Here is a 22,598-nt window from a genome sequence, read left to right as displayed (position 1 = left end):
GGATGTCCGGCTACTACCCGTACGGTGGCGGCGCTCCCGTACCGCCGCCTGAGGACAAGGGGGGCGCGGCACTCAGGACCGTGCTGATCGTGGCGGCCATCGCCGGTGTGGTGACCGTGGTGGCCGGGTTGCTGATCGTGTTCAGGTCCCCCGACGAGTACGGCCTGGCCAGCAACCGCGACAGCCTGGCCCTGGAGGCGCAGCCCAAGCCGTCGGGGCAGCCCGAGCAGGCGATGTTCCAGGGCGGGCCCGACGTGCCGCCGCCGCTGCCGCAGATCAAGGCGGCCCCGCCCATGTTGCCGTCCACCCCGCTGCGGCTCGTGATCAAGCGGCTGGGGGTCAACGCGCCGATCAGGTCGGTGGGCCTGGCCAAGAACGGCACGATCCAGGTTCCGCCGCCGAACAACGCCAACCTGGTCGGGTGGTACCGGAACATGTCGACGCCGGGTGAGGCGGGACCGGCCGTCCTGCTGGGGCACAAGGACACCAAGACGAGCCCCGCGGTGTTCAACCGGCTGCCGGAGCTCAAACACGGCGACACCATCGAGGTCAAGCGCCAGGACAAGACCACGGCGGTGTTCACGGTCGGCGGCGTGGAGCAGGCCAGCAAGAAGACGTTCCCGACCCAGCGCGTCTACGGCAGCCAGGAGAACGCCCAACTGCACCTGATCACGTGCGGCGGCACCTATGATCGTCGCACCGGGCACTACACCGACAACGTCATCGTCTACGCGACGATGACGAGCTCCTATCGAAGCTGAGCGCGGAGGCTGGGCATGGGCTGGATGGCGAAGCGACGACTGCGTACAGGCCCCACGGCGGTGCTGCCCGCGAAGCTGGATCCGGCGAAGCTGCTGCGCATCGTGCAGCTGGCCGATCCCGGCGCGCGGAAGGACGGCGAGGACATCGTGGCGACCGATGTGCGGGTGTGCGCGCCGGTCGAGGCGGCGGCCGAGCTGACGGGCGGCGTGCTGGAGAAGGCGTGGGCGGTGCGGGTGGCGGCCGAGGGTCCGCTGCCGATCGACTTCTTCGACCGCTACCTCGCCGAGGGGCTGGCCTTCCGGTTGAAGGGGCTGGCGGTGTGCCGGGGCGAGGTGAGCGATCCGGCCGACGAGGCGGAGGGCGGTCCCGCCGTCATCCTTCCGGTACGCCCGACGCCCGAGGAGCTGGCCCCGCTCCTGGAGCCGGAGGATGAGGAGTTCGCGTTCACGGCGGGCGACATCAAGGCCGTGCTGGTGCCGCAGAAGGGCGGCCCGCCCGCGGCGGCGGAGCTGCTGCCGTTCGCCACCGAGCTGACGGCGATCGAGCTGCGCGGCGGGGAGCCGGAGAAGCTGGGCGCGCTCGCCCTGCAGTTGTCCGAGGCGCTGAACGGCCTGGCCGTCGACCGGTGGCGGTTCAGGATCGACGCGGCGGAGGACCTCGTACCGCCTGCGGAATGACCCCAGAACGTCGTTCTGTTGTAGTGTGCACCTAGTAACCGAATATTGCTCGGTTTCCAGGAGGCACTGTGGCAGAGGCGTACATCGTCGGGGCGGTCCGCACCCCGGTCGGCAAGAAGAAGGGCGGCCTGTCCACCGTCCACCCCACTGACCTGGCCGCGCACACGCTGAAGGCGCTGATCGAGCGCACCGGCGTCGACCCTGCCGCGGTCGAGGACGTCATCATGGGGTGCGTCATGCAGTTCGGCCCCCAGAGTATGGACATCGCGCGCAACGCCTGGCTGTCGGCGGGCCTGCCGGAGACCACCGCCGGCGTCACCATCGACCGGCAGTGCGGCTCCTCGCAGCAGTCCATCCACTTCGCCGCCCAGGGCGTCCTGTCGGGCACCCAGGACCTGGTCGTGGCGGCCGGCGTCGAGTCGATGAGCATCGTGCCCATGGGCGCGTCGATCACGGCCGCACTCGAGAAGGGCATGCCGTTCCCGTTCGGCGAGATGTGGGTCGAGCGCTACGGCAAGCAGGAGATCTCCCAGTTCCGCGGCGCGGAGCTGATGTGCGAGAAGTGGGGCTACACGCGCGAGGTCCTGGAGCAGTACGCGTTCGAGTCACACCAGCGCGCCGCCAAGGCCATCGCGAACGGCCACTTCAAGGACCAGATCGCCCCCGTCAACGGCGTCGAGGACGACGAGGGCCCGCGGCCCGACACCACCTTGGAGAAGATGGCCGGGCTGAAGACCCTGAAGGAGGGCGGGCAGATCACCGCCGCCACCTCCTCGCAGATCTCCGACGGCTCGGGTGCGGTGCTGATCGCCTCCGAGCAGGCGGTCAGGGAGCACGGCCTGACCCCGCGCGCCCGCATCCACCAGCTCGCGCTCATGGGCGACGACCCGGTCTACATGCTGACCGCGCCGATCCCCGCCACGCAGCGGGCGCTGAAGAAGGCCGGCATGTCGATCGGCGACATCGACGTCGTGGAGATCAACGAGGCGTTCGCGCCGGTGCCGCTGGCGTGGATGCAGGAACTCGACGCCGACCCGGCCAGGGTCAACCCCAACGGCGGCGCCATCGCGCTCGGCCACCCGCTGGGCGGCACGGGAGCGATCCTCATGACCAAGCTCCTGCACGAGCTGGAGCGCACGGGCGGCCGCTACGGGCTGCAGACGATGTGCGAGGGCGGCGGCCAGGCCAACGTCACCATCATCGAACGCCTCTGATCAAGAACGCTTCGACGGCGCCGCCTCCAGACGTATGAGGAGGCGGCGCCGTCGTGTCCTACCACCAGGGCAGCCCTGCAAGCGGACGTTGATGAGCGCGGCTGTGAAGCTATTGGGCCAAGGCGGCGCAGGCTGGGCAGGCATGAGCGCTCGTTTGCCGAAACGGCAGTGACCAACCGCAGACAGGGAGAGGATACGCCGCCTGTCCGCACAGGCCTATCGCGGCATCCAAGGGAACGGCGTGCACATCGTGTGAGAGCAGTGTCGGTCGCGTAAGGTCGAGGCCGTGAACGATCAGGAGACCGTGCCGTTCGCCCAGGCCCGCGCTGCGGCTGGAGCGTTGTTCTTCGACGACGGCGGTCGCGTGCTGCTCGTCCGACCTACGTACAAATCCTTCATGGACATTCCCGGCGGGTACGTCGAGCCGGGGGAGACCCCGTACAACGCGTGCATCCGCGAAGTTCGCGAAGAACTGGGGATCCAGCCGGCCATCGGCCGTCTCCTTGTGGTCGATTGGGCGCCTCTCCCACAGGAAGGCGACAAAGTCCTGTTCGTGTTCGACGGAGGCACCCTCGACCACGGGGCGACCAAGCAGATCACGTTCTCCGACGGAGAGTTGAGCGCGTACGAGTTCCGTCTCGTCGCTGAGCTTGACGATCTCCTGATCGAGCGTCTTGCCCATCGTCTCAAAGCGGCTGCGACCGCCCGTGAGATGGGGGAAACCATCTATCTGGAGCACGGCCGGGCCGTTCCTGCTGGGTGAGGGCAAGGCTGATTTCGACACGATGCCGGCATCGAACGTCTCTTGAGGGGAAATGCGAGCGCCGCCTCCAGGCGTACGGGGGAGGCGGCGCTCGCTCTTCACTACCATCCCTGGTAGTTGTCCTCGGTCAGCGGCCCTTCGACGGCACACGCCTCGGCGGCGCGATCGGGCGCTGCGGCATCTTCGGCATCTGCCGGGGCATGGGCAGTTGGGGCCGGCCCTTCTTCTTGTTGCTTGCGCGAACTCGCATAAGTTAGCTCCTTTACGTAACTCTCGACGCGGCTCGGAGGCCGGTCGGCAAGCTCAGCTGCCGCGTCTGGACGGACTGGCGGTCATGGCTGGCTGCTGCGCGGGCCGCGGGAGGCCCGGCGAATCACAGGTAAAGGCGCATGGCGAAGACACTACGAGCTCAGTGAGGGGCCGCGCAACCGAATAATCCACCCCAGACGGGCGGGCAAGTACGTGATGTACTTGACGTACTTCATGCTGTGAGGCATCATGAAGACCTGCTCATGGGAGGTGTCGCGCGTGAGCGCCGTTCATTTCGACAGCTACACAGAGGCTCGTGCCCATCTCAAAATGCTCCTGGACGCGGCTGAAGGCGGGCGCGTGGCGACGGTGCGCCGTGAAGCGACCACAACCGCGCTCGTGGACGTCGAGAGACTGCGCCACTATCTCGCTGCGGTCACTCCGTCCGGTGCCCAAGCAGTGCCAGAGGCCGGTGGCTGGTCGATCTTCATCCCAGGGCTGCCCGTAGCGGCGGATGGCCGGACCTTCGAGGAGGCCGTAACGGAGATGATCGATGCGTTGCGTGAATACGCCGATGACTGGCAGGACCACCTGCTGGATGCGCCGAACCATCGTGAGAACTGGGGGCTTGTGCAGTTGATCAGCCTCAGTGATGACGACCAGTTGCGTGAATGGCTGGTGGGGAAGGGCCGGTGACCTGGCCTCAACCCACTCGAGAGTGCCACGATCGGTTCTGTCAGATCGAGGGCTGGCGTCTCGTACGAAACGCTCGCGGACGAACGGCGACCCATCACGTCACCTACGAACTAGATCTTGCTGATGGTCGGATCTTGCGCACGCGGATTTCCCATCCGGTGGATCGAAGCTCCTACGGCCAGAGCATCTGGCGTCACATCCTCCGTGACCAGCTGCAGGTGGATGAGCCGACGTTCTGGGCCTGCGTCAAACGTGGTGTGGTCCCTGATCGTGGACAACCGGAGCCGCCCTCGAACGCCCTGCCTGCCGAGGTTGTTCACCTGCTCATTTCCAAGGTGGGTCTGGACGAGACCGACGTTGCGACGATGACGAAGGAGGACGCCGTCGCCAGACTGCAGAAATACTGGATCGAAGGCGTCTGAGGTCAGTGCCGGTTGACTAGTCCTTCGGGAGGAGGCTGCCGAGGGGGCCCAGGTCGAGGTTGAGGTCGGACGGCTCCAGGTCGAAACGCTCGCAGAGCTCCTCCATGGCCTCCTCCAGCCGCATCAGCGTCATGCCGAGTTGTTCGATCTGCTCGTCGGACAGATTGCCCTGCTCCATCCTCCGTACGGACTGCCGCTCGACGAGCTGGCGCAGCAGCTCGACCAGCGTGAGCACGAGCCGGGACAGGTCACGCTCCACCGCCTCCGCGTCGGTGTCGATCCGCAGCCGCGGCTTCCTGGCCTGGCGGGCGGGCTCGGCGGGGTCACTCGTCATCGCGGATCGAGGTGATCAGTGCGTGGATGGAGATGCGTACGAGGTCGATGTCGGCGATCGACAGCACGAGGTCGCCGCTCACCACGACGCCGCCCGCGAGCAGCCGGTCGAGCAGGTCGACCAGCGCCACCCGCTCGGCGGGCAGCCGGCCCTCCTCGGCGAGGACGGCGCCACGAGGCTCCGGGTACGTCATGGTTCACCCCCTTCGTCCAGCGCGGCGAACGAGTACGGCGCCCACGGGCCGGTCAGCTCCAGCTCCCCGCCCTCGGCGCGCAACTCGTCCACCGTCCGTACGAACTCCGCGTGCCGTTCCTCGTCGACGAGGTAGGCGCCGTTGAGGATCATCCACTCCTTGCGCCCGGAGAGCTGCGGGTCCTGGGCCCGGTGGCGGCGGCCGGCGACCGCGACGGAGGCCAGCCGGTCGTGGACCCGCTCGGCCCGGGCGCTCGCCCGCCGCCACGCCTCCTCCCTGTTGCGCAGCCCCGCCTGGCGTTTGCGCAGGTACGCCGCTCCCGGGCCGGACGCGGCGCCACCACCCTCCTGCGCGGCGGCGGGCTCGGCCTGCTCCGCCGGGTCGGCGTACACCTTCACCCCCCACTCCTGGCGGCCGGTGATGCGGTCGAGCGCGTGGCAGAAGTCGTCGTGCCGGTCCTCCAGCAGGCCGGTGACCTGCTCGTCGCCGCTGTAGACGGTGACCAGCCGCACGGGTACGGCGGGCACCGCCACCGCCACCGCCTCGACCACGTGGTGGTGCGCCCTGGCGGTCGCGTCGAGCCAGTCCAGGTCCTCCATGGACCGCTGGAGCGGCTCCTCCCCGAACTCGGCCAGCGGCACGGTGCTCACGTACGCGACCAGCCCGGAACGGGTGATCGCCCGCACCGGCGTGCCCGCCACCCCCGTCAGGCCTTCGGAGGAGGGGGCGCCGGAGTCGCGTGCGACCACGTACAGGTACGTGCCTGCGTCACCCGTCATCTCTTCTCCTTCCGGCACGACGCCGCGGCTCGACGTCTTCCTCCTCCTCGACATGGCCCTCGATGGCGGGCGGGGCGGAACGGCCCTCCTCCAGGGCGGCGAGCCTCCTGCGCAGCCGGCGGTTCTCCTCCTCCAGGCCGCGGTCCTTCCCGGTCAGCCAGGGGTCGTGCTCCCACCAGTCGATGCCCATCTCCTTGGCGGTGTCGACCGAGGCGACGACCAGCCGCAGCTTGATCGTCAGCAGTTCGATGTCGAGGAGGTTGACCCGGATGTCGCCCGCGATGATCACACCTCTGTCGAGCACCCGCTCCAGGATGTCGCCCAGGTTGGCGGGCTCCCGCCCGCCGCCCGTCGAGGACGGGTAGGCGCGGCCCGCCGGGCGGGCCGGCTCCATCATCATCCGCCCTCCCCCTGGTCGCCGCTGGCCCGCCGGTAGCGGCGCAACCTCCGGTACGACTGCAGCTCGCCGTCCGCGTCCAGCTCGGCCTGGTAGAGCGCGAGCACGTCGCCCGAGGACGGGATGCGGCGGTCCTCCACGACTTCGACGCCCACCACCCAGCCGTCACCTTCCCGCCTGACCAGCGTGATCCCCTCGGACTCCCGGCCGGTCAGCTCGACGATGTGGCGCAGCCCCGCCGCGCCGGCACTGGACGCCGACAGGCTCTTCACACGGGAGCGGGCCGGCGGCGCCTCGTCGTGAGAGGCCTCCTCATCCGGCTCCTCCTCGGCCTGCTGGTCCTCCACGGCCTCCTCAGGCTCGGCGTCCTGCTCGGCAGGGCGTCGTGCGCGGACCCTTCGCTGGGCGGGCACACGATCACCTCCTTCCTTCCCCGGGCGGGCCGGTCAGCCTGGCGAGGATCTCCTCCATGGCCTGGGCAGCCTCGTCCTCCGACATGCGGCCCTCGTTCCTGGCCTCCTCGATCGCTTCGAGCTCCCGCCGCACCACGGCCGGATCGTGCAGCTCCCGGTCGACCTGCTCCTGGATCAGCTCACCCAGCCTGATCACGCCGCGCACGGGCGCGAGCGGCCAGGTGAACAACGAGCTGATCAACCCCATCAGCCGCCACCGGAGCCCTGCGCCACGATGAAGTCGTACGCGGCCAGCGGCCCGAGCAGGCGCAGCTCCACCCGGCCCGACCAGCGCTCCTCGATCTGGCCCAGCGCCTGTTCCAGCTCGCTTTCCCTGGCCGTCTCGACGAGGACCGCGAGGTGTACGGCGTCCAGCTCGTGGCTGGGGTCGCGCAGCGAGGTGAGCGTGGAGACCGGGGTGACCGCGTCGAGCACCTCCTGCGTGTCGGCCTCCCGCTTGGCGTTGATGGCCTGGTCGACGATCTCGCCGATCCGGATCCGCGCGTCCCTGGTCGCCTCCTCGGGCTGGTCCTTGATCTGCTCACGCAGCTCGGCCAGCTGAGGGTGCTCCCGCATGATCTCGGTGAGCACGGCCCGCTCGACGTAGCGGCCCTTGACGACGTACTGGGCCCGGCCCTCCAGCTCGTCGAGCGCCGCGTGGAACTCGTCGTGGTGCGGCGCGAGCAGTTCCTCCACGACCGCCTCCGGGGTCGTCACGACCGCGCCGAAACGTACGGGCAGCACGGGCACCTCGGCGGCGGTGGCGTCCAGCAGTCCCTCGTGGGCCACGAGATCGTCGGGCGTGCCCAGCGGCCGGTCCAGCCGCAGCTCGCTGACCAGCGCGGCGATGTCGCCATGCCGGACCACCGTCACCTTCGCCGACGGGCCGCCGACGCCGCCGCCGGCGTCGTCGGACACCTCGACGTCCGCCGGGACGATGCCGTAGACGTACGTGCCGACGCGGGTCTCGCCCTGTTGACTGTCTCTTCTGCGCCGTTCGGTCGCCTCGGAGGTCGACATGTCAGTCACCACCCTTCCGCCGCCGGGCGGGCTGCCGTTCCTGATCGTCCTCCGACTCGCCGACCAGGCCTCCGAGCTTGTCGGCAGCGGATTCGAGCACTCCCTGGACCGCGTCCTTGCCCTTGTCGGCGACCATGCCCTTCTTCATGTTCTGCATGAGCTCGGGCAGTCCCTGGCCGCCGGACTCCGACAGGTCCAGCCGGTTCACCGCCTCGGCGTAGCGCAGGTAGGTGTCGACGCTGGCGACGACGATCCGCGCGTCAATGGTCAACAACTCGATGCCGACAAGCGAGACCCTGACGTAGGCGTCGATGACCAGCCCTTTGTCCAGGATGCTGTCGATCACGTCCGCCAGGCCCGTCGCGGTGGGGCGTTGCGCCACCCCACCTGAGGCCGGCTGCACAGTCATAGTGCCCTCCTTGTGATCCGCGGATGGGGGGACGGCTCAGCCGCCGCTGCGGCTCGCCGTCCTGCGGCGTACCGGAGCCCGCCGGGCGCGGGGGCGCTCCTCTTCCTCGGGCTCCTCTTCGGGCTCTTCTTCCTCTTCTTCTTCCTCCTCGTACTCGTCTTCGGGTTCGCCTTTCTCGGGCTCTTCTTCCTCCTCGTACTCGTCTTCGGGTTCGCCTTTCTCGGGCTCTTCTTCCTCTTCTTCCTCCTCGTACTCGTCCTCGGGCTCGCCCTCCTCCAGCTCTTCCTCGCCCTCCTGCTCGCCGGCGGACTCCTGCTCCTCCTGGACGGCCGTGTCGTGGTCCTTGACCACCTCGCTGTCGCGGATCTCGCCGCGCCAGCCACCCTCGGCGATCTCGTCCGGGTGCAGCATGACCTGGCTCATGACGTGCCGGGCGAAGTGCTTCAGCTCCAGCCGTACGCGGCGGCCCTGGGCCCGCCAGAGGTTGCCGGTGCCCTCGAAGAAACCCTTGGGGTGGTATTCGAGGGTGACCATGATCCTGGTGAGGTCGGGGGTGAGCTCGTGGAAGCTCACCGCGCCGTCGACGTACCCCTTCGCGCCCTCCGAACGCCAGATGATGCGCTCGTCCGGCACCTGTTCGCGGATCGTGGACTTCCACTCGCGGTGCGACCAGAAGATCTGCGCCTTCCAGGTGAGCTTCTCGTCGGACTCCTGGTTGACCGCCTCGACCTTCTTCATGAAGCTCGGGAAGTCCTGGAACTGCGTCCACTGGTTGTAGACGATCCGGATCGGGGCGCCGACGTCGATGGTCTCGACGATGTTGGTCAGCTTGAGCTTCGTGCCGCCCTGGCCCTTGCCGCCCTTGCCCAGCTTGCCGACCAGCCCTTTGAAGGCGCCCTTGGCCGCGCCGGCCACGGCCGAACCGCCGACCGACTTGTCGGAGCCGGTGACCGCGCTGATCAGGTTGCCGCCGTTGCCCTCCGCGAAGTCGGAGAGCCGTCCGGTCACGCCCTCGACCTTGTTCGTCACGGACGACAGCGCGTAGTGCGTCGCGGCCTTGCCGAGCTTGCGCAGCCCGGACTTGATCGGGTTGCCTCCGCCGGACACCTGCTCGCCTGCCTGTTTCGCCGTCTGACCGGCCGTCTCCACCGCCCTGCCAGGGCCTTCGCGTACGGCCTTGCCTGCCTTGCCCGCGGCTTTGCGGAGCGGCTGTGCCTTCGTCGTCTCGGTCATCGCGCTCACCCCGCCGATCTCGTCACGGACGCAGGACGTTTGCGGCCGGTGCCCGGCTTATGGGCCCGCGTGCCCTGCTGGGGACGGGCCCTGCGGGCGCGGGGCGGCTCGGGCTCTTCCTCCGGCTCGGAGGTCTCCTGCGTGTCCTCGGGTTCGGAAGCCTCGTCCTCGGGTTCGGAGGCCTCTTCTTCGTCCTCGTACTCGTCCCGGGGCTCTTCCTCGGGCTCTTCCTCGGCCTGGTCACCGCTCTGGAGGGATTCGGTCCGCTCCTGGAGCTTCTCGGTGAGAGAGTTGATCTGCCGGGTGGCGGCGGCCATGACGGCCGCCTTGCCGACGTCCATGAACTGGCCGCGCAGCCGGCTGGTCAGCTCGTCGATCTCCGGCGAGGACCCAAGGATCTTGCCTCCCTGCGCCAGCAGCCCGCCGTCGCCCTTGCGGTATTTGCCGGCGACGCTCGCCGCGGCGAGCATGGCGGCCGTGCGCAGCTTGTGACGCCGGCCGAGGTAGTAGCCCGCGGCGAGAGCCAACGCCACTCTGGCCTTATCACTCATGGCATGCGCTCCTTTGTCCTCTCGGGGTGACCGGTACGTGGCCGGACGGTCCCCCCGTGCCCGAGAGGGGGATAAGGAAACGCATATCCATATAAAACGGGCATTCTCCAGAATTAGGGTGGGTTTACGGTGGAGGCAGCGGCGTCGGGATGGTCTTCTGCACCTGCTGGTACACCACCGACGTGCGGAACCCGACGATCTCCTTGCGCTTGCTCAGTCTGTCCAGCAGGAACGCGTGCAGATGGTCGAGATCCTGCACGGCCACGTGCAGCAGGAAGTCATCGCCCCCGGCCAGCACGAACACGCTGAGCACCTCCGGCATATCGGCGGCCGACGACTTGAACGCGTTGATCACCGCCCTGCTCAACGGCCGCACCTGCACCGCCACCATGGCCTGCACACCGCGGTTGAGGGCCGCCGGATCGATGTCGGCGTGGTAGCCGCGGATGACGCCCCGACGGGTGAGCGCCCTGACTCTCTCCAGGCAGGTCGAGGGCGCGACGCCGAGCTTGCGCGCGAGCTCTCTGTTGGACTGCCGCGCATCCGTTTGGAGCATCCGTACGATCGCCGAATCAAGTTCGTCCATGCACCGATACTTGCACAGCATTCCGGTCATTCGTTTGCCACGGTGTCAATGATGCCGAATGAACGTACTACGTTCAGCGGCATGACAAAACGAACGTCTGGTCGCATGGGGCTAGGGCAGGGTACGGCGCTGCTGGTGGGAGCGGTGCTCGGGCCCGGCATGCTGGTGCTGCCCCACCTCGCCGCCTCGGCCGCCGGACCCGCCTCCGTGCTGGCCTGGGCCTGGCTACTCGCGCTGAGCGTGCCCGTGGCGCTGACCTTCGCCGCCCTCGGCGTGCGCTACCCCGACGCCGGAGGCGTGGCGAGCTTCGTGGGGCTCGCGTTCGGCCGGCACGCCTCGGCCGTCGCCGGATGGTGGTTCTACGGCGCCGTCCCGCTCGGGATCGTCGCGGGCGCATTGGTCGGCGGCCGGTACGTCGAGGCCACCGTGGGCGTGCATGGCGTCCTGGTCGCCTGCCTGATCCTGGTGGCCGCCTTCGGCGCCAACGCCGCGGGACTGCGTACGTCGGGCGGGCTGCAGATCGGTCTCGTCGCCCTGTTGGTGGCGTTGCTGGCCACCGCCGTCATCGCGGCCGCCCCGCACATCGATCCGGCCAACTTCGCCCCCTTCGCCCCGTACGGCCTGGCGGGCGTCGCCGGTGCGGTGGGTGTGCTCATGTTCGCCTTCGTCGGCTGGGAGGCGGCCAGCCACCTGTCGGCCGAGTTCGCCGACAGCAGGAGGGGCCTGGTCAGGGCCACGGTCGTGGCCCTTGTCGCGATTACTTCGCTGTACTTGGGCGTTTCGACCGTCTCGGTGGGCGTGCTCGGCGCGGACATGCCGGGCGTGCCGCTCACCGCCCTGCTGGAAACGGGCATCGGCGCCGTCGCGCGGCCGATCACGGGGGTTGTGGCGGTGTTGCTGACGTTCGGCGCGATCAACACCTACATCGCCGGGGCTTCGCGGCTCGGCGCCGCCCTGGCCAGGGACGGGGCTCTGCCGGGCTGGTTCGCCAGGGGCGGGGCGCCGGGCGGGACGCCGTACCGCAGCATGGGGTTGCTGGCCGTGCTGAGCCTGCCCGTGCTGATCTGGGCGGTCGATCTCGACCTGCTGATGCGGGCGACCTCGGCGTGCCTGGCCGCGGTGACGGCGGCGGGCGTGGCGGCGGCGGTGCGCGTGTTGCCGGCGGGCCGGCACAGGAGCACGGCGGTGGCAGGAACCGGGATGTCGCTCGTGGCACTGGCGTTCTGCGGCGTGCATCTCGTGGTGCCCGCCGTGCTGGCCCTGGTGGCGCTGGGGATGCTCAGGCTGAGCGCCCGCCGCCGCCTGCCCGCCGCCCGGGGGTGACCAGGCCCGACTCGTACGCGTACACGACGAGCTGGGCGCGGTCGCGGGCGCCGAGTTTCGTCATGGCCCTGCTGACGTGGGTCTTGGCGGTGAGGTGGCTGATCGTCAGGTGTTCGGCGATCTCCTCGTTGGACAGACCGGCGGCGACCAGCGTCATGATCTCGCGCTCCCGGGCGGTGAGCGCGTCCAGTTCGGGCGGTGCGACCGGTCGCGGCGGCGTGGCGACGAACTGCTCGATCAGCCCGCGCGTCACGGCCGGAGCGAGCAGCGCGTCGCCCCTGGCGGCCACCCTGACGGCCTGGATGAGCTCGGCGGGCTCGATGTCCTTGACCAGGAAGCCGCCGGCTCCCGCGCGCAGCGCCGCGAAGACGTACTCGTCGAGCGCGTAGTTGGTGAGCATCACCACGTGAACGGCCGCGAGCGCGTGGTCGGCGGCGATCCGCCGGGTGGCCGCGATGCCGTCGAGCAGCGGCATCCTGATGTCGATCAGCGCCACGTCGGGCAGCGCCGCACGGGCCAGCTCGACCGCCCGCGCCCCGTCACCGGCCTCGGCGACCACCGTGATGTCGGGCTCGGCGTCGAGCATCGCCTTGAACCCGCCCCTGATCAGCGGCTGGTCGTCGGCGAGCAGCACGCGGATCATGCCGGACCCGCCAGCGGCAGCTCGGCCTCGACCCGGAACCCGCCGCCCGACCTGGGGCCCGCCGACAGGGAGCCTCCTGCCGCCACCGCGCGTTCCCGCATGCCGATCAGCCCCATCCCGTGCCCCGGCCTCCCGTCCACCGGCTCCCCGTCGTCCGTCACCCGGAGCGTGACCGTGTCGCGGCCATATTCGGCGATCACGCTGGTGGCGGGCGTGCCCGCGTGCTTGAGCACGTTGGTGAGTGCCTCCTGCACGATGCGGTACGCGGCCAGGTCGGCCCCGGCGGCCAGCGGCCTGGGCTCGCCCAGCACCTCGTACGTGACCGGCAGCCCGGCCCGGCGCGCCCGTTCGACCAGCGCCGGCAAACGGGCCGGCCCGAGATCACCCTGGTCGTCGACCCGGCGCAGCACCCCCAGCGTGGCGCGCAGCTCCCTCATGGCGTCCTGGCTCGACGCCCTGATAGCCGCCAGCGCGTCGCCCGCCGGCGCGGGGTCGCCCTGGGCGAGCAGGTGCGCGGCGGCGCCGGCCTGGACGTTGATGACGGAGATGGTGTGCGTGAGCGTGTCGTGCAGTTCCTGCGCGATCCACAACCGTTCCTCGCCGGCCCTGCGCAGCGCCGCCTCCTCGCGGGTCCGCTCCGCCTCGGCCGCTCGGAGCTCGACCTCGCGCAGGTAGGCCCGGTGGGTCGCCACCATCTGCCCGATCACGACGACCGCGGCCAGGAACCCGGCGGTCCACCACACGCCGTCGAACACCGCGTAGGCGCCGTGCGGCACCGCGACCGCGAGGTAGAGAGCCGCGTCGAAGGCCACCGCCACGACCACGCCCTCCGGCAGGCGGCCGAGCGCGACCACGGTGTAGACGGCCAGCAGCACGGGCGCGGCGGCGAAGATGCCCGGATAGAGCAGCGCGTAGTAGGCCACGCAGGCCGCCGCCGAGGCCACGGCCGCGGTGACCGGACGCGCCCGCCGCCAGGCCAGGGGCAGCGCGGCGGCCAGCAGCAGCGCGCAGCCCAGCACGTCGAGCGCACGCTGCTCGCCGGTCCTGGCCACGGCCAGGCTGCCCGCGACGAGCCCGGCGGGCATCCTGCCGACGGCGGTCACCGATGGCGGGGCGGCGATCCTGGTGATCGTGCTGCTGATCTACCTGGCGGTGTTCCGCCGGCCATGGGCGCGTTCGTCGTGAAAGGCGCGATAGACGCCGGCGAGCCGGGCAGTACTCCTACCACAGGACGGCCGAACGCCGGGAGGTTCCATGACCGAGCACGCCAAGTACGCGGAGTCCAGAGAGGTCGGCGAGCAGGCGCGCGAGACGGAGTGGACGCGGCCCAGCTTCGCCAAGCAGCTCTTCCTCGGAGACTTCCGGCTGGACCTGGTGCATCCGGTGCCCTCGCTGCCCGGCGACGCGGTCAGGCGGGGGGAGGAGTTCGTCCGGGCCATGCGCCGCTTCCTGGACACGGAGGTCGACCCCGCGCTCATCGAGCGGACCGCGCAGGTGCCCGACGAGGTGGTCAAAGGGCTGGCGCAGCTCGGCGCGTTCGGGATGACGATCGGCAAGGAGTACGGCGGGCTCGGGCTGCCATACCTGTACTACTGCCGCACGCTCATGCTCGTCGGCTCGTACTGCCCCGCGCTGGCCACGCTGCTGTCGGCGCACCAGTCGATCGGGGTGCCGCAGCCGCTCAAGCTGTTCGGCACCGAGGAGCAGAAGCGCGAGTTCCTGCCGAGGTGCGCGAGAGGCGAGATCTCGGCGTTCCTGCTGACCGAGCCCGACGTCGGCTCCGACCCGGCCCGCCTGTCGACCACGGCCGTGCGCGACGGCGACGACTACGTGCTCGACGGCGTCAAGTTGTGGACGACGAACGGCGTCGTCGCCGACCTCCTCGTGGTCATGGCGAGGACCGGCAAGAAGATCAGCGCGTTCGTGGTCGAGGCCGACTCGCCCGGCATCACGGTCCGGCGGCGCAACGGCTTCATGGGCCTGCGCGGCATCGAGAACGGCGTCACCGAGCTCTCCCAGGTCAGGGTCCCGGCGAAGAACCTGATCGGCAAGGAGGGCCAGGGCCTCAAGATCGCCCTCACCACGTTGAACACCGGCCGGCTGTCGTTGCCCGCGACGTGCGCGGGCAACACCAAGTGGGCCGTCAAGATCGCCCGCGAGTGGGGCAACGAGCGCGTGCAGTGGGGGCGCAAGGTCGGCAGGCACGAGGCGGTGGCCACGAAGATCGCCTTCATCGCGGCCACCGCGTACGCGCTCGAAGCCGTCTGCGAGCTCACCAGCCGCATGGCCGACGACCAGCGCAACGACATCAGGATCGAGGCGGCGCTGGCCAAGCTGTTCGCCTCCGAGCTGTCGTACCAGGCGCTCGACGAGCTGGTGCAGATGAGGGGCGGGCGCGGCTACGAGACCGCCGAGTCGCTGGCCGCCCGTGGCGAGCGCGGCGTGCCCGCCGAGCAGATGTTGCGCGACTCCCGGATCAACCGCATCTTCGAGGGCTCGTCGGAGATCATGCACCTGATGATCACGCGGGAGGCGGTGGACGCCCACCTGTCGGCCGCCGGCGAGCTGATCAACCCTGACGCCTCCCGCCAGGAACGTGCCCAGGCCCTGCGCCGCGCCGGCCGTTTCTACGCCACGTGGTTGCCGACGCTGGTGGCCGGCAGCGGCAACCTGCCCACCGCGTACGCCGGCTTCGGCCCGCTCTCCGCGCATCTGCGCTTCGTGGAGCGGACCAGCAGGAAACTGGCCCGGTCCACCTTCTACGGCATGTCCCGCTGGCAGGGCGGGCTGGAGCACAAGCAGGCCTTCCTCGGCCGGATCGTGGACATCGGGGCCGAGCTGTTCGCCATGACGGCCGCCTGCGTCAAGGCGGAAGAGGACTCCAAGGACCTGGGGCAGCGCCCGTACGAGCTCGCCGGCACCTTCTGCCACCAGGCGCGGCGCCGCGTCGAGGCGCTGTTCGACCGGCTCTGGGACAACAGCGACCACCAGGACGTGCGGCTGGCCGGATACGTGCTCGACGGCCGCTACGACTTCCTGGAGGAGGGCGTGCTCGACCCGTCCATCGAGGGGCCGTGGATCGGCGCGCCGGAGGGTGGGGAGAACGTGCGGAGAAGAATCCTCTGACATCCGGTCTAGACCGGATGAGAGCTTTCTCCGGTCCGGGTGTTGCCGAACTGATACGACCCGGTATAGACCGGTTGCCGATCTCAGGCTTACAGTGACGCGAACGCGTAGAGCTGTGGCTCGCGCGCCCCCCAACCCTGGGCGGGATCCGTTGGCTGGTACGGACCAGCGTCACCCGTCCGACGAGAAGGCGGTATCTCCAGTGAAGATGAAGCTTGCGGGCGGCGCCGCTCTCGGCCTCGCCACGGTACTGGTCCTGACCAGTTGCGGCGGCGCCCAGGAGTCGGGGGTCACGCTGAAGATGGTCGCCGCCGACTACGGCGACGGCCCCGGCAAGCCCAACTCGGGCGAGACGTTCTGGAAGGGCGTCGTCGACGAGTTCGAGGCCGCCAACCCCACCATCAAGGTCGACGTCCAGGTCATCAACTGGAACCAGATCGACAAGCAGGTCGCCACCATGATCCAGAACGGTCAGGTGCCCGACATCCTGCAGACCGGCGACTATTCCGGCTTCGTCAAGGAGGGCCTGCTCCACAAGGTCGACGAGGTGCTCTCGCCGAACGTCTCCGGCGACATGCTGCAGAAGTTCGCCGAGTTCGGCAAGGTCGACGGGACGCAGTACGGCATCCCGTTCGTCTCCTCCGCCCGCGCCCTCTTCTACAACAAGGACCTCTTCGACAAGGCCGGCATCGAGGAGCCGCCGAAGACGTGGGACGAGCTCAAGGCCGCCGCGGGCAAGCTCAAGGAGGCCGGCGTCACCCAGCCGTTCGGCTTGCCGCTCGGCCAGGAGGAGGCCCAGGCCGAGTCGTTCCTGTGGATGCTCGGCAACGGCGGCGGCTACACCGACGCCTCCGGCAAGTGGGTCATCGACTCGCCGCAGAACGTCGAGACCTTCACCTACATGAAGGGCCTGGTCGAAGCCGGCCTGACCACCCCCAACCCGGGCACCAAGGACCGCAAGACGGTCTGGGAGGACTTCGGGGCCGGCAAGGTCGGCATGGTCAACGGCGGCCCCATGTCCATCCCGATCTTCGACGCCGCCGGGCTGAAGAACTACGGCGTCGTGCCGATCCCCGGCAGGACCGGTCCGCTCGACACCACGCTCGGCGTCATGGACTGGATCATGGCGTTCAACAAGAACGGCCACGCCGCCGAGATCAAGAAGTTCTTCGACTTCTTCTACACCGGCAACGCCGCCCAGAAGATCTCCGAGACGTACAAACTGCTGCCCGTCACCAACGGCGGCATCGAGAAGCTGTCGGGCGACGAGAAGCTCAAGCCGTTCCTCGACGCGCTGCCGAACGCCAGCTTCTACCCGTTCCAGGACCCCAAGTGGGCCGTGGTGAACCCGGCGATCAAGCAGACCATCGGCGGGGCCGTCAAGGACGACCCGGCCAAGGTCCTCGGCGAGCTCCAGAAGACGGCCGAGGCGGCGGGCTAGCGCGAAGCCACGCTTCGCGCAGAAAAGAGCCTCTTCCGCGCTTGTGCTGGGGGGTACGCGGGGGGCGAAGCCCTCCGCGGGGAAGGTTGGATCATGAGAAGGTTGCGCGCCCTGGAGCCCCTCGCGTGGGTCGGGCCCGCCGTGCTGCTCATCGCGCTGGTCGTGCTCTGGCCCGTGATCGAGATGATCAGGTCGTCGTTCCTCAAGATCAGCCGGTTCGGCATCGTCCAGGGCGGCAACGGCCTCGCGAACTACGAGAAACTGGTCGGTGAGAAGGACTTCGCCGACATCATGGTCCGCAGCGTGGTCTGGGTGGTCGCGGTCGTCGTGCTCACCGTGCTGATCTCGCTGGCCCTGGCCCAGCTGTTCAACCAGCACTTCCCGCTGCGGAAGATAGCCCGCTGGGCGCTGATCGCGCCCTGGGCCGCGTCGGTGCTGATGACGGCGATCATCTTCAAGTGGATGCTCGACCCCGAGGTCGGCGTGATCAACCAGATCCGCGTGAAGCTCGGGCTGATCGACGCGATGGGCGGAGCGGCGGCCGACCAGCTCGGCGACGCCTCCTCAGCCATGCCGTGGCTGGTGTTCGTCGCGGTGTTCGTGTCGGTGCCGTTCACCACGTACGCGCTGCTGGCCGGCCTGGCGACGATCCCGTCCGACGTCTACGAGGCGGCCAGGATGGACGGCGCGGGCCGGCTGCGGACGTACTGGTCGATCACGCTGCCGCTGCTGCGCCCCGCGCTCACCGTGGCGGCCCTGATCAACGTCATGAACGTCTTCAACAGCTTCCCGATCATCTGGGCCATGACCCACGGGCAACCCGGCTATTCGACGGCCACCTCCACGATCTTCATGTTCATCCTCAAAAGCTCTGACATCGGCGAATCCGCGGCCATGTCCGTGGTCAACTTCGGCATGGTGATCGTGCTGACCGTGATCTTCCTCAAGGTCTCCCGCTGGAACAAGGAGGTCACGTGATGGCCGTCAACACCATGCCGCCGCGGACCAGTGCCCGCTCCCACGTCCGGCCCGATCACGGAGCGCCGCGCCGCATGCCGAGGCTGAAGACCGTGATCGTCGCGGCCGCCGCGTACGTCATCTCGTTCCTGTTCCTGTTCCCGTACGTGGTGATGCTGCTCACCTCGCTGCGCTCCCAGGACTCGCTGCGCGAGGTGTCGTTCTGGCCCGAGGAGTGGGTGTGGTCCAACCTCGCCAACTTCTGGACCAGCGGCCTGGCCGGCAACCTGTGGGTGACGCTGAAGGTGGCCGCCGGCTCGACGGTGCTCGTGCTGCTGGTGGCGCTGCCCGCGGCCTACTATTCGGCCCGGCACAGGTTCAGGGGGCGTACGGCGTTCCTGATCCTCGTGCTGATCACCCAGATGTTCCAGCCCACCGCCATGCTGGTCGGCATCTACCGTGAGTTCTTCCAGTTCGGGCTGGTCGACTCGATCTGGTCGCTGATCCTCGTCAACGGCGGCTTCAACCTGGCGTTCGCGGTGTGGATCCTGAACGCGTACTTCGCCTCGATCCCGCGCGAGCTGGAGGAGGCGGCGTTCATCGACGGCAACGGGCGGTTCGGCGCGTTGTTCAGGATCACCCTGCCGCTGGCCCTGCCGGGCGTCATCACAGCGCTGATCTTCACGTTCATCGCCGCGTGGAACGAGTTCGTGGTCGCGCTGACCCTCACCACGACCCCGGAGAACCAGCCGCTGACCGTGGCGCTCAACTCGTTCATCGGCCAGTATCAGGTCGACTGGCAGAACCTGTTCGCCGGCTCCGTGATCGCCACCATCCCCGTGATCATCCTCTTCGCGCTGATCGAACGGAAGGTGGTCGGCGGGCTGACCGCCGGGTCCATCAAGTGACGCGCGGCCCGGCCGCCACGCGCGGCCGGGCTCACCTTCACTGCTTGGGCTTGGGCACCCGCGCGACGCAGAACACCGTCTGGCCGAACGGCGGGCGGACGAAACGCTCGATGAAGCGGGTCAGCGGGACCACCGTGCGGTCGTAGACCTTGACCAGGCGCGGGTCGGGATAGCCGACGCCGCCCCGGCGCACGGCCGCCCACCAGGCGATGCCGCCCAGGAAGTTGATCGGCTTGAGCACCTCGACGTCGAGCCCGGCCTTGGCGACCGCGGTGCCCAGCGTCTTGGGCGTGTAACGCTGGACGTGACCCACCTTGCGGTCGAAGTCACCATAAAGCTGCATGTAGCCGGGCACCCAGATGATGATCCGCCCGCCGGGCAGCGTCACGCGGGCCAGCGAGCGCAGCGCCTCGGCGTCGTCCTCGATGTGCTCGAGGACGTTCATCATGACGACGGTGTCGACCTTGTTCTCCAGCGGGATGTCGGTGGGCAGCCCGAACTGCAGGACATCGATCTCGTCACGGCCCGCGAAACGCTTCTCCAGCTGCTCGACGCAGTAGGGGTCGAAGTCGCTCACGACGAGCCGGTCGAGCCGCGGCAGGAACTGCTCGGCGAAGTGGCCGAGCCCGGAGCCGATCTCCAGCATCGAGCGCCCGACATGCGGGGCGACCATGTCGAACTCGTACTGCCGATAGTTCTTGGCCTCGTCCCCACCCAGGTGGTTCTCCAGGGCCTCGTCACCGGCCGCCGGTTGTACTACACGGTCATACCCAGAAGACATAATCCCGTTCCTTCTAGGGGCTGATGGATTGCCCGAGTCTAATGCCCCGATCAACGGCCACGTTCACCTGAACAGCGAAACACCCTTCCGCGCGCCGCCCGGATGCGATGGAATCTGAGCCGCCATGGACGACGACGAGGCGATCGCGCGCTCGCTCACCGGTGACCTGGCCGCCTACGAAGCGCTGGTCACGCGCTACAGCGCGCTCGCCCACCGTACCGCCGTCATGCTGGGCGCGGGCGACGAAGCGCAGGACGTCGTGCAGGAGGCGTTCGTCAAGGCGTACCGGCACCTGGCGAGTTTCCGCAGGGACGCGCCGTTCCGCCCGTGGCTGCTGCGCATCGTCGCCAACGAGACGCACACCCTGACCCGGTCGCGAGGGCGCAGGGGAGAGCTGGCGCTCCGGCTCGGGGCGACCGCCGACACGGCGGCGCCCGACGACCCCGAGGGCGCCGCCGTCGCCGCCGACCGGCGCACGCGGCTCCTCGCGGCGGTACGCGACCTCCCGGAACGGGAACGCCAGGCCGTCGTCTGCCGGTATTTCTTACAGCTGACCGAGGCGGAGACCGCGCAGGTGCTCGGCTGGCCCGTCGGCACCGTCAAGTCCAGCACCCACCGCGGGCTGGCCCGGCTGAGGAAGGGGGTGGGCGATGAACTCGCCTGAGCCGTACGACGACCTCGAGGCCGAACTGCTGGCGCTCGGCGACCTCATCGACGTCCCCGGCCCGCCTCCCTCCGACGTCGCCGCCGCCGTACGCGCCCGCCTCGAACCCGCCGCCGAACCACCCACTCTGAACCCGCCCGCCCTGGACCGACCCGTCGATGAGCTCTCCGGCCCCGGGACACCCGCAATGGGGACCCCAGGTTCCGCGACCGACGCCCCCGCACCGCCCGAGAGGGACAAGCCCGAGGGAGAGGTGTCCCATGGCGGGACGTCCGACCCGGGAGCCTCCGGAGGCGACGCGAGCCCTCGTGAGATGGCGGGCCGGCGGGATGGCGGTCGGCGGGGGACGGCGGGACGTGGACGGCGGACGGTGGGGAGAAGGCGGGCGCGGTGGAAGGTCGTGGCCGCCGCCGTCGTGGCCGTCCTCGCCGTCACCGCCGCCACCCCCCAAGGCCGCGCCGCCGTGGCGACGATCCTGCGCTTCGCCGGGGTCGAGGTGGAGATCGGCGGCACCCCGCCCGAGCCGGTCACCACCCGGACGTCCCTGCCCGCCGAGCGGACGGTGTCCCTCGCCGACCTCCCCGAGCTGGTGGACTTCGCGGTCAGGATTCCGGCCAGGCTCGGGGAACCGCGGCGCGTCACGGTCGCCGACCACGGCAGGGTGGTGTCGATGTTCTGGCCGGGCGGTGTGCGGCTCGACCAGTTCAGCGGCACGGTGGGGCCGTACTTCTACAAGCAGCTCGGCCCGCCGTGGCCCGACCACGTCATGGTGGGCACGTACAGCGCCTGGTGGCTGCCCGGGGAGCACCCGCTCGGCTACATCAGGCGCCAGGACGGCACCCACGTGCCCCTGCGCCAGGCGGCCTCCACTCTCGTCTGGCAGCAGGGAACGCTCAACTACCGGCTCGAAGGCGCCGGCGACGTGGACGAGGCGGTCGCCGTCGCCACGTCACTCGGGTGAGGGCGAGCTCGTCAGCCACTCGTCCACGCCCTGCAGCAGCTCCTTGCGCACCGCCTCAGGAGCCGTCGACGACCGTACGGACTGCCGCGCCAGCTCGGCCACCTCGGCGTCGCTGAAGCCGTGCACCTCCCTGGCCAGTTCGTACTGGCGCAGCAGCCGCGTGCCGAACAGCAACGGGTCGTCGGCTCCCAGGGCGATGGGCACCCCCGCGTCGAACAGCCGGCGCAACGGCACGTCCGCGTCCCGCTCGGCCACCCCGAGCCCCACGTTGGACGAGGGGCAGATCTCGCAGCAGATCTGCCGGTCGGCCAGCCGCTGCATCAGCCGCTCGTCGTCGGCCGCCCGCACCCCGTGGCCGACGCGGTCGGCCCCCAGGTCGTCGACGCACTGGGCCACGCTGCGCGGCCCCATCAGCTCGCCGCCGTGCGGCACGGCCAGCAGCCCGCCGCGCTTGGCGATCCTGAACGCGCGCTCGAAGTCGCGCGCCGCCCCCCGCCGCTCGTCGTTGGACAGCCCGAACCCGACCACCTTGCCGGCGTACCGGGTGGCGAGCCTGGCCAGCGTGTTCGCGTCGAGCGGATGCCGGATCCTGTTGGCCGCCACGATCACGGCGATCCCGATCCCGGCGTGCTCGGCAGCCCGGTCCGCCGCGTCGAGCATCAGCTCGAGCGTGGCCGTCAGCCCGCCGAACCGCGGCGCGTAACCCGACGGGTCGACCTGGATCTCCAGCCACCGCGACCCGGCGGCGACCTCGTCCTCGGCGGTCTCGGCCAGCAGCCGGTAGACGTGCTCCGGCCGGGTGAGCACGGACCGCGCGATGTCGTACAGCCGCTGGAACCTGAACCACCCGCGCTCGTCGGTGGCCCGCAGCTTCGGCGGCCAGTCCTGCTCCAGCGCGTCGGGCAGGTGCAGGCCCTGCTCCCTGGCCAGCTCGATCAGCGTCGAGTGGCGCATCGAGCCGGTGAAGTGCAGGTGGAGATGGGCCTTGGGAAGCGCGTGCAGGGGCCTTGGCATCCGCATATTTTGCCACCAGGGCCGAAAAGATCGCGGCAGGAGT

At 69.6% G+C, this 22,598-nt stretch carries 29 protein-coding genes; 13 read left to right on the top strand and 16 right to left on the bottom strand.

Features of this window, described 5'->3' with window-relative positions; translation table 11 throughout:
* The first annotated feature begins 2 nt into the window (after positions 1 to 2).
* The 4 genes from ABGA98_RS04340 (at position 3) to ABGA98_RS04325 (ending at position 3,416) form a co-directional block, all read left to right on the top strand.
* Positions 3 to 761 (top strand): class F sortase, encoded by a 759-nt coding sequence (locus ABGA98_RS04340; RefSeq protein WP_347616831.1) that lies wholly within the window; start codon positions 3 to 5, stop codon positions 759 to 761.
* 24 nt (positions 762 to 785) lie between these two features.
* The gene (locus ABGA98_RS04335; protein ID WP_347616830.1) at positions 786 to 1,439 is read left to right on the top strand and encodes a hypothetical protein; all 654 of its coding nucleotides are present in this window, start codon (positions 786 to 788) and stop codon (positions 1,437 to 1,439) included.
* Between the two features lie 68 nt (positions 1,440 to 1,507).
* On the top strand, positions 1,508 to 2,653 hold the full coding sequence (locus tag ABGA98_RS04330; protein WP_347616829.1) for an acetyl-CoA C-acetyltransferase: 1,146 nt from the start codon (positions 1,508 to 1,510) through the stop codon (positions 2,651 to 2,653).
* A gap of 286 nt (positions 2,654 to 2,939) precedes the next feature.
* Complete coding sequence (locus ABGA98_RS04325; RefSeq protein WP_347616828.1) at positions 2,940 to 3,416, top strand: NUDIX hydrolase; 477 nt, start codon at positions 2,940 to 2,942, stop codon at positions 3,414 to 3,416.
* Positions 3,417 to 3,543: 127 nt separating this feature from the next.
* On the opposite strand, the gene ABGA98_RS04320 is transcribed toward ABGA98_RS04325, so the two are convergent.
* Positions 3,544 to 3,666, bottom strand: coding sequence for a hypothetical protein (locus ABGA98_RS04320; RefSeq protein ID WP_281283696.1), 123 nt, complete (start codon positions 3,664 to 3,666; stop codon positions 3,544 to 3,546).
* 278 nt (positions 3,667 to 3,944) lie between these two features.
* Between ABGA98_RS04320 and ABGA98_RS04315 the strand changes: the two genes are divergently transcribed.
* Positions 3,945 to 4,361, top strand: coding sequence for a prevent-host-death protein (locus tag ABGA98_RS04315; RefSeq protein WP_347616827.1), 417 nt, complete (start codon positions 3,945 to 3,947; stop codon positions 4,359 to 4,361).
* A 134-nt stretch (positions 4,362 to 4,495) separates the two neighbouring features.
* Entirely contained in the window at positions 4,496 to 4,783 is a 288-nt protein-coding gene (locus ABGA98_RS04310; protein WP_347616826.1) for a hypothetical protein, read from the top strand.
* 16 nt (positions 4,784 to 4,799) lie between these two features.
* On the opposite strand, the gene ABGA98_RS04305 is transcribed toward ABGA98_RS04310, so the two are convergent.
* The 11 genes from ABGA98_RS04305 to ABGA98_RS04255 form a co-directional block, all read right to left on the bottom strand.
* The gene (locus ABGA98_RS04305) at positions 4,800 to 5,117 is read right to left on the bottom strand and encodes a gas vesicle protein K (RefSeq protein ID WP_347616825.1); all 318 of its coding nucleotides are present in this window, start codon (positions 5,115 to 5,117) and stop codon (positions 4,800 to 4,802) included.
* On the bottom strand, positions 5,107 to 5,310 hold the full coding sequence (locus ABGA98_RS04300; protein WP_347616824.1) for a gas vesicle protein: 204 nt from the start codon (positions 5,308 to 5,310) through the stop codon (positions 5,107 to 5,109). The genes ABGA98_RS04305 and ABGA98_RS04300 overlap by 11 nt, the downstream gene beginning before the upstream one ends.
* Positions 5,307 to 6,089 carry a GvpL/GvpF family gas vesicle protein gene (locus tag ABGA98_RS04295; protein WP_347616823.1) on the bottom strand — a complete coding sequence of 261 codons (783 nt, stop codon included), beginning with the start codon at positions 6,087 to 6,089 and terminating at the stop codon, positions 5,307 to 5,309. Before ABGA98_RS04295 ends, ABGA98_RS04300 begins: the two co-directional genes overlap by 4 nt.
* A complete protein-coding gene (gvpJ, locus tag ABGA98_RS04290; protein ID WP_347617704.1) occupies positions 6,079 to 6,486 on the bottom strand; it encodes a gas vesicle protein GvpJ in 408 nt (135 codons plus the stop codon). The genes ABGA98_RS04295 and gvpJ (ABGA98_RS04290) overlap by 11 nt, the downstream gene beginning before the upstream one ends.
* Positions 6,486 to 6,899, bottom strand: a complete 414-nt coding sequence (gvpO, locus tag ABGA98_RS04285; RefSeq protein WP_347616822.1) for a gas vesicle protein GvpO — start codon at positions 6,897 to 6,899, stop codon at positions 6,486 to 6,488. Before gvpO ends, gvpJ (ABGA98_RS04290) begins: the two co-directional genes overlap by 1 nt.
* A gap of 4 nt (positions 6,900 to 6,903) precedes the next feature.
* On the bottom strand, positions 6,904 to 7,146 hold the full coding sequence (locus tag ABGA98_RS04280) for a gas vesicle protein GvpG (protein ID WP_347616821.1): 243 nt from the start codon (positions 7,144 to 7,146) through the stop codon (positions 6,904 to 6,906).
* Positions 7,146 to 7,958, bottom strand: a complete 813-nt coding sequence (locus tag ABGA98_RS04275) for a GvpL/GvpF family gas vesicle protein (protein WP_347616820.1) — start codon at positions 7,956 to 7,958, stop codon at positions 7,146 to 7,148. The genes ABGA98_RS04280 and ABGA98_RS04275 overlap by 1 nt, the downstream gene beginning before the upstream one ends.
* A gap of 1 nt (position 7,959) precedes the next feature.
* On the bottom strand, positions 7,960 to 8,367 hold the full coding sequence (gene gvpJ / locus ABGA98_RS04270; RefSeq protein ID WP_347616819.1) for a gas vesicle protein GvpJ: 408 nt from the start codon (positions 8,365 to 8,367) through the stop codon (positions 7,960 to 7,962).
* Between the two features lie 36 nt (positions 8,368 to 8,403).
* A complete protein-coding gene (locus ABGA98_RS04265; RefSeq protein ID WP_347616818.1) occupies positions 8,404 to 9,600 on the bottom strand; it encodes an SRPBCC family protein in 1,197 nt (398 codons plus the stop codon).
* A gap of 5 nt (positions 9,601 to 9,605) precedes the next feature.
* On the bottom strand, positions 9,606 to 10,151 hold the full coding sequence (locus ABGA98_RS04260) for a hypothetical protein (protein WP_347616817.1): 546 nt from the start codon (positions 10,149 to 10,151) through the stop codon (positions 9,606 to 9,608).
* A gap of 124 nt (positions 10,152 to 10,275) precedes the next feature.
* Entirely contained in the window at positions 10,276 to 10,737 is a 462-nt protein-coding gene (locus ABGA98_RS04255; protein WP_347616816.1) for an Lrp/AsnC family transcriptional regulator, read from the bottom strand.
* A gap of 105 nt (positions 10,738 to 10,842) precedes the next feature.
* Here ABGA98_RS04255 and ABGA98_RS04250 point away from each other — a divergent pair, with 105 nt between their 5' ends.
* Positions 10,843 to 12,060, top strand: a complete 1,218-nt coding sequence (locus ABGA98_RS04250; RefSeq protein ID WP_347616815.1) for an amino acid permease — start codon at positions 10,843 to 10,845, stop codon at positions 12,058 to 12,060.
* Here the strand turns inward: ABGA98_RS04250 and ABGA98_RS04245 are convergent.
* Both ABGA98_RS04245 and ABGA98_RS04240 read right to left on the bottom strand, forming a co-directional pair.
* Positions 12,017 to 12,703, bottom strand: coding sequence for a response regulator transcription factor (locus tag ABGA98_RS04245; RefSeq protein WP_347616814.1), 687 nt, complete (start codon positions 12,701 to 12,703; stop codon positions 12,017 to 12,019). The genes ABGA98_RS04250 and ABGA98_RS04245 overlap by 44 nt on opposite strands.
* Positions 12,700 to 13,788 (bottom strand): sensor histidine kinase, encoded by a 1,089-nt coding sequence (locus ABGA98_RS04240; protein WP_347616813.1) that lies wholly within the window; start codon positions 13,786 to 13,788, stop codon positions 12,700 to 12,702. The genes ABGA98_RS04245 and ABGA98_RS04240 overlap by 4 nt, the downstream gene beginning before the upstream one ends.
* Positions 13,789 to 13,957: 169 nt before the next feature.
* Between ABGA98_RS04240 and ABGA98_RS04235 the strand changes: the two genes are divergently transcribed.
* The 4 genes from ABGA98_RS04235 (at position 13,958) to ABGA98_RS04220 (ending at position 19,135) form a co-directional block, all read left to right on the top strand.
* Complete coding sequence (locus ABGA98_RS04235; RefSeq protein WP_347616812.1) at positions 13,958 to 15,829, top strand: acyl-CoA dehydrogenase family protein; 1,872 nt, start codon at positions 13,958 to 13,960, stop codon at positions 15,827 to 15,829.
* Between the two features lie 208 nt (positions 15,830 to 16,037).
* Entirely contained in the window at positions 16,038 to 17,270 is a 1,233-nt protein-coding gene (locus ABGA98_RS04230; RefSeq protein WP_347617703.1) for an extracellular solute-binding protein, read from the top strand.
* 93 nt (positions 17,271 to 17,363) lie between these two features.
* Positions 17,364 to 18,248 (top strand): sugar ABC transporter permease, encoded by an 885-nt coding sequence (locus ABGA98_RS04225; RefSeq protein WP_347616811.1) that lies wholly within the window; start codon positions 17,364 to 17,366, stop codon positions 18,246 to 18,248.
* A complete protein-coding gene (locus ABGA98_RS04220; RefSeq protein WP_347616810.1) occupies positions 18,248 to 19,135 on the top strand; it encodes a carbohydrate ABC transporter permease in 888 nt (295 codons plus the stop codon). Before ABGA98_RS04225 ends, ABGA98_RS04220 begins: the two co-directional genes overlap by 1 nt.
* Before the next feature lie 37 nt (positions 19,136 to 19,172).
* On the opposite strand, the gene ABGA98_RS04215 is transcribed toward ABGA98_RS04220, so the two are convergent.
* On the bottom strand, positions 19,173 to 19,916 hold the full coding sequence (locus ABGA98_RS04215; RefSeq protein WP_132637921.1) for a methyltransferase domain-containing protein: 744 nt from the start codon (positions 19,914 to 19,916) through the stop codon (positions 19,173 to 19,175).
* A 124-nt stretch (positions 19,917 to 20,040) separates the two neighbouring features.
* Here ABGA98_RS04215 and ABGA98_RS04210 point away from each other — a divergent pair, with 124 nt between their 5' ends.
* Positions 20,041 to 20,580 (top strand): RNA polymerase sigma factor, encoded by a 540-nt coding sequence (locus ABGA98_RS04210; RefSeq protein WP_347616809.1) that lies wholly within the window; start codon positions 20,041 to 20,043, stop codon positions 20,578 to 20,580.
* Positions 20,567 to 21,541 (top strand): hypothetical protein, encoded by a 975-nt coding sequence (locus ABGA98_RS04205; protein WP_347616808.1) that lies wholly within the window; start codon positions 20,567 to 20,569, stop codon positions 21,539 to 21,541. The genes ABGA98_RS04210 and ABGA98_RS04205 overlap by 14 nt, the downstream gene beginning before the upstream one ends.
* Here ABGA98_RS04205 and ABGA98_RS04200 read toward each other — a convergent pair.
* Positions 21,530 to 22,555: an adenosine deaminase gene (locus ABGA98_RS04200; RefSeq protein ID WP_347616807.1), complete on the bottom strand. Its 1,026-nt coding sequence runs from the start codon at positions 22,553 to 22,555 to the stop codon at positions 21,530 to 21,532. The two genes, ABGA98_RS04205 and ABGA98_RS04200, sit on opposite strands and share 12 nt — an antisense overlap.
* Positions 22,556 to 22,598 lie beyond the last annotated feature (43 nt).

Origin of the sequence: Nonomuraea sp. B1E8 (genome assembly GCF_039871515.1) — a bacterium.
In the GTDB taxonomy this organism is placed as follows: domain Bacteria; phylum Actinomycetota; class Actinomycetes; order Streptosporangiales; family Streptosporangiaceae; genus Nonomuraea.
The sequence above is the reverse complement of the archived record's forward strand: the minus strand, read 5'-3'. Positions and strand labels throughout refer to the sequence as shown.

Bases quoted from the DNA above. Each gene is read 5' to 3' on its own strand.
- ABGA98_RS04340 (WP_347616831.1), top strand. From the start codon at position 3: ATGTCCGGCTACTACCCGTACGGTGGCGGCGCTCCCGTACCGCCGCCT.
- ABGA98_RS04335 (WP_347616830.1), top strand. From the start codon at position 786: ATGGCGAAGCGACGACTGCGTACAGGCCCCACGGCGGTGCTGCCCGCG.
- ABGA98_RS04320 (WP_281283696.1), bottom strand. From the start codon at position 3,666: ATGCGAGTTCGCGCAAGCAACAAGAAGAAGGGCCGGCCCCAACTGCCC.
- ABGA98_RS04305 (WP_347616825.1), bottom strand. From the start codon at position 5,117: ATGACGAGTGACCCCGCCGAGCCCGCCCGCCAGGCCAGGAAGCCGCGG.
- ABGA98_RS04300 (WP_347616824.1), bottom strand. From the start codon at position 5,310: ATGACGTACCCGGAGCCTCGTGGCGCCGTCCTCGCCGAGGAGGGCCGG.
- ABGA98_RS04295 (WP_347616823.1), bottom strand. From the start codon at position 6,089: ATGACGGGTGACGCAGGCACGTACCTGTACGTGGTCGCACGCGACTCC.
- gvpJ (WP_347617704.1), bottom strand. From the start codon at position 6,486: ATGATGGAGCCGGCCCGCCCGGCGGGCCGCGCCTACCCGTCCTCGACG.
- ABGA98_RS04280 (WP_347616821.1), bottom strand. From the start codon at position 7,146: ATGGGGTTGATCAGCTCGTTGTTCACCTGGCCGCTCGCGCCCGTGCGC.
- ABGA98_RS04275 (WP_347616820.1), bottom strand. From the start codon at position 7,958: ATGTCGACCTCCGAGGCGACCGAACGGCGCAGAAGAGACAGTCAACAG.
- gvpJ (WP_347616819.1), bottom strand. From the start codon at position 8,367: ATGACTGTGCAGCCGGCCTCAGGTGGGGTGGCGCAACGCCCCACCGCG.
- ABGA98_RS04265 (WP_347616818.1), bottom strand. From the start codon at position 9,600: ATGACCGAGACGACGAAGGCACAGCCGCTCCGCAAAGCCGCGGGCAAG.
- ABGA98_RS04260 (WP_347616817.1), bottom strand. From the start codon at position 10,151: ATGAGTGATAAGGCCAGAGTGGCGTTGGCTCTCGCCGCGGGCTACTAC.
- ABGA98_RS04255 (WP_347616816.1), bottom strand. From the start codon at position 10,737: ATGGACGAACTTGATTCGGCGATCGTACGGATGCTCCAAACGGATGCG.
- ABGA98_RS04250 (WP_347616815.1), top strand. From the start codon at position 10,843: ATGGGGCTAGGGCAGGGTACGGCGCTGCTGGTGGGAGCGGTGCTCGGG.
- ABGA98_RS04245 (WP_347616814.1), bottom strand. From the start codon at position 12,703: ATGATCCGCGTGCTGCTCGCCGACGACCAGCCGCTGATCAGGGGCGGG.
- ABGA98_RS04240 (WP_347616813.1), bottom strand. From the start codon at position 13,788: ATGCCCGCCGGGCTCGTCGCGGGCAGCCTGGCCGTGGCCAGGACCGGC.
- ABGA98_RS04235 (WP_347616812.1), top strand. From the start codon at position 13,958: ATGACCGAGCACGCCAAGTACGCGGAGTCCAGAGAGGTCGGCGAGCAG.
- ABGA98_RS04230 (WP_347617703.1), top strand. From the start codon at position 16,038: ATGAAGCTTGCGGGCGGCGCCGCTCTCGGCCTCGCCACGGTACTGGTC.
- ABGA98_RS04225 (WP_347616811.1), top strand. From the start codon at position 17,364: ATGAGAAGGTTGCGCGCCCTGGAGCCCCTCGCGTGGGTCGGGCCCGCC.
- ABGA98_RS04220 (WP_347616810.1), top strand. From the start codon at position 18,248: ATGGCCGTCAACACCATGCCGCCGCGGACCAGTGCCCGCTCCCACGTC.
- ABGA98_RS04215 (WP_132637921.1), bottom strand. From the start codon at position 19,916: ATGTCTTCTGGGTATGACCGTGTAGTACAACCGGCGGCCGGTGACGAG.
- ABGA98_RS04210 (WP_347616809.1), top strand. From the start codon at position 20,041: ATGGACGACGACGAGGCGATCGCGCGCTCGCTCACCGGTGACCTGGCC.
- ABGA98_RS04205 (WP_347616808.1), top strand. From the start codon at position 20,567: ATGAACTCGCCTGAGCCGTACGACGACCTCGAGGCCGAACTGCTGGCG.
- ABGA98_RS04200 (WP_347616807.1), bottom strand. From the start codon at position 22,555: ATGCCAAGGCCCCTGCACGCGCTTCCCAAGGCCCATCTCCACCTGCAC.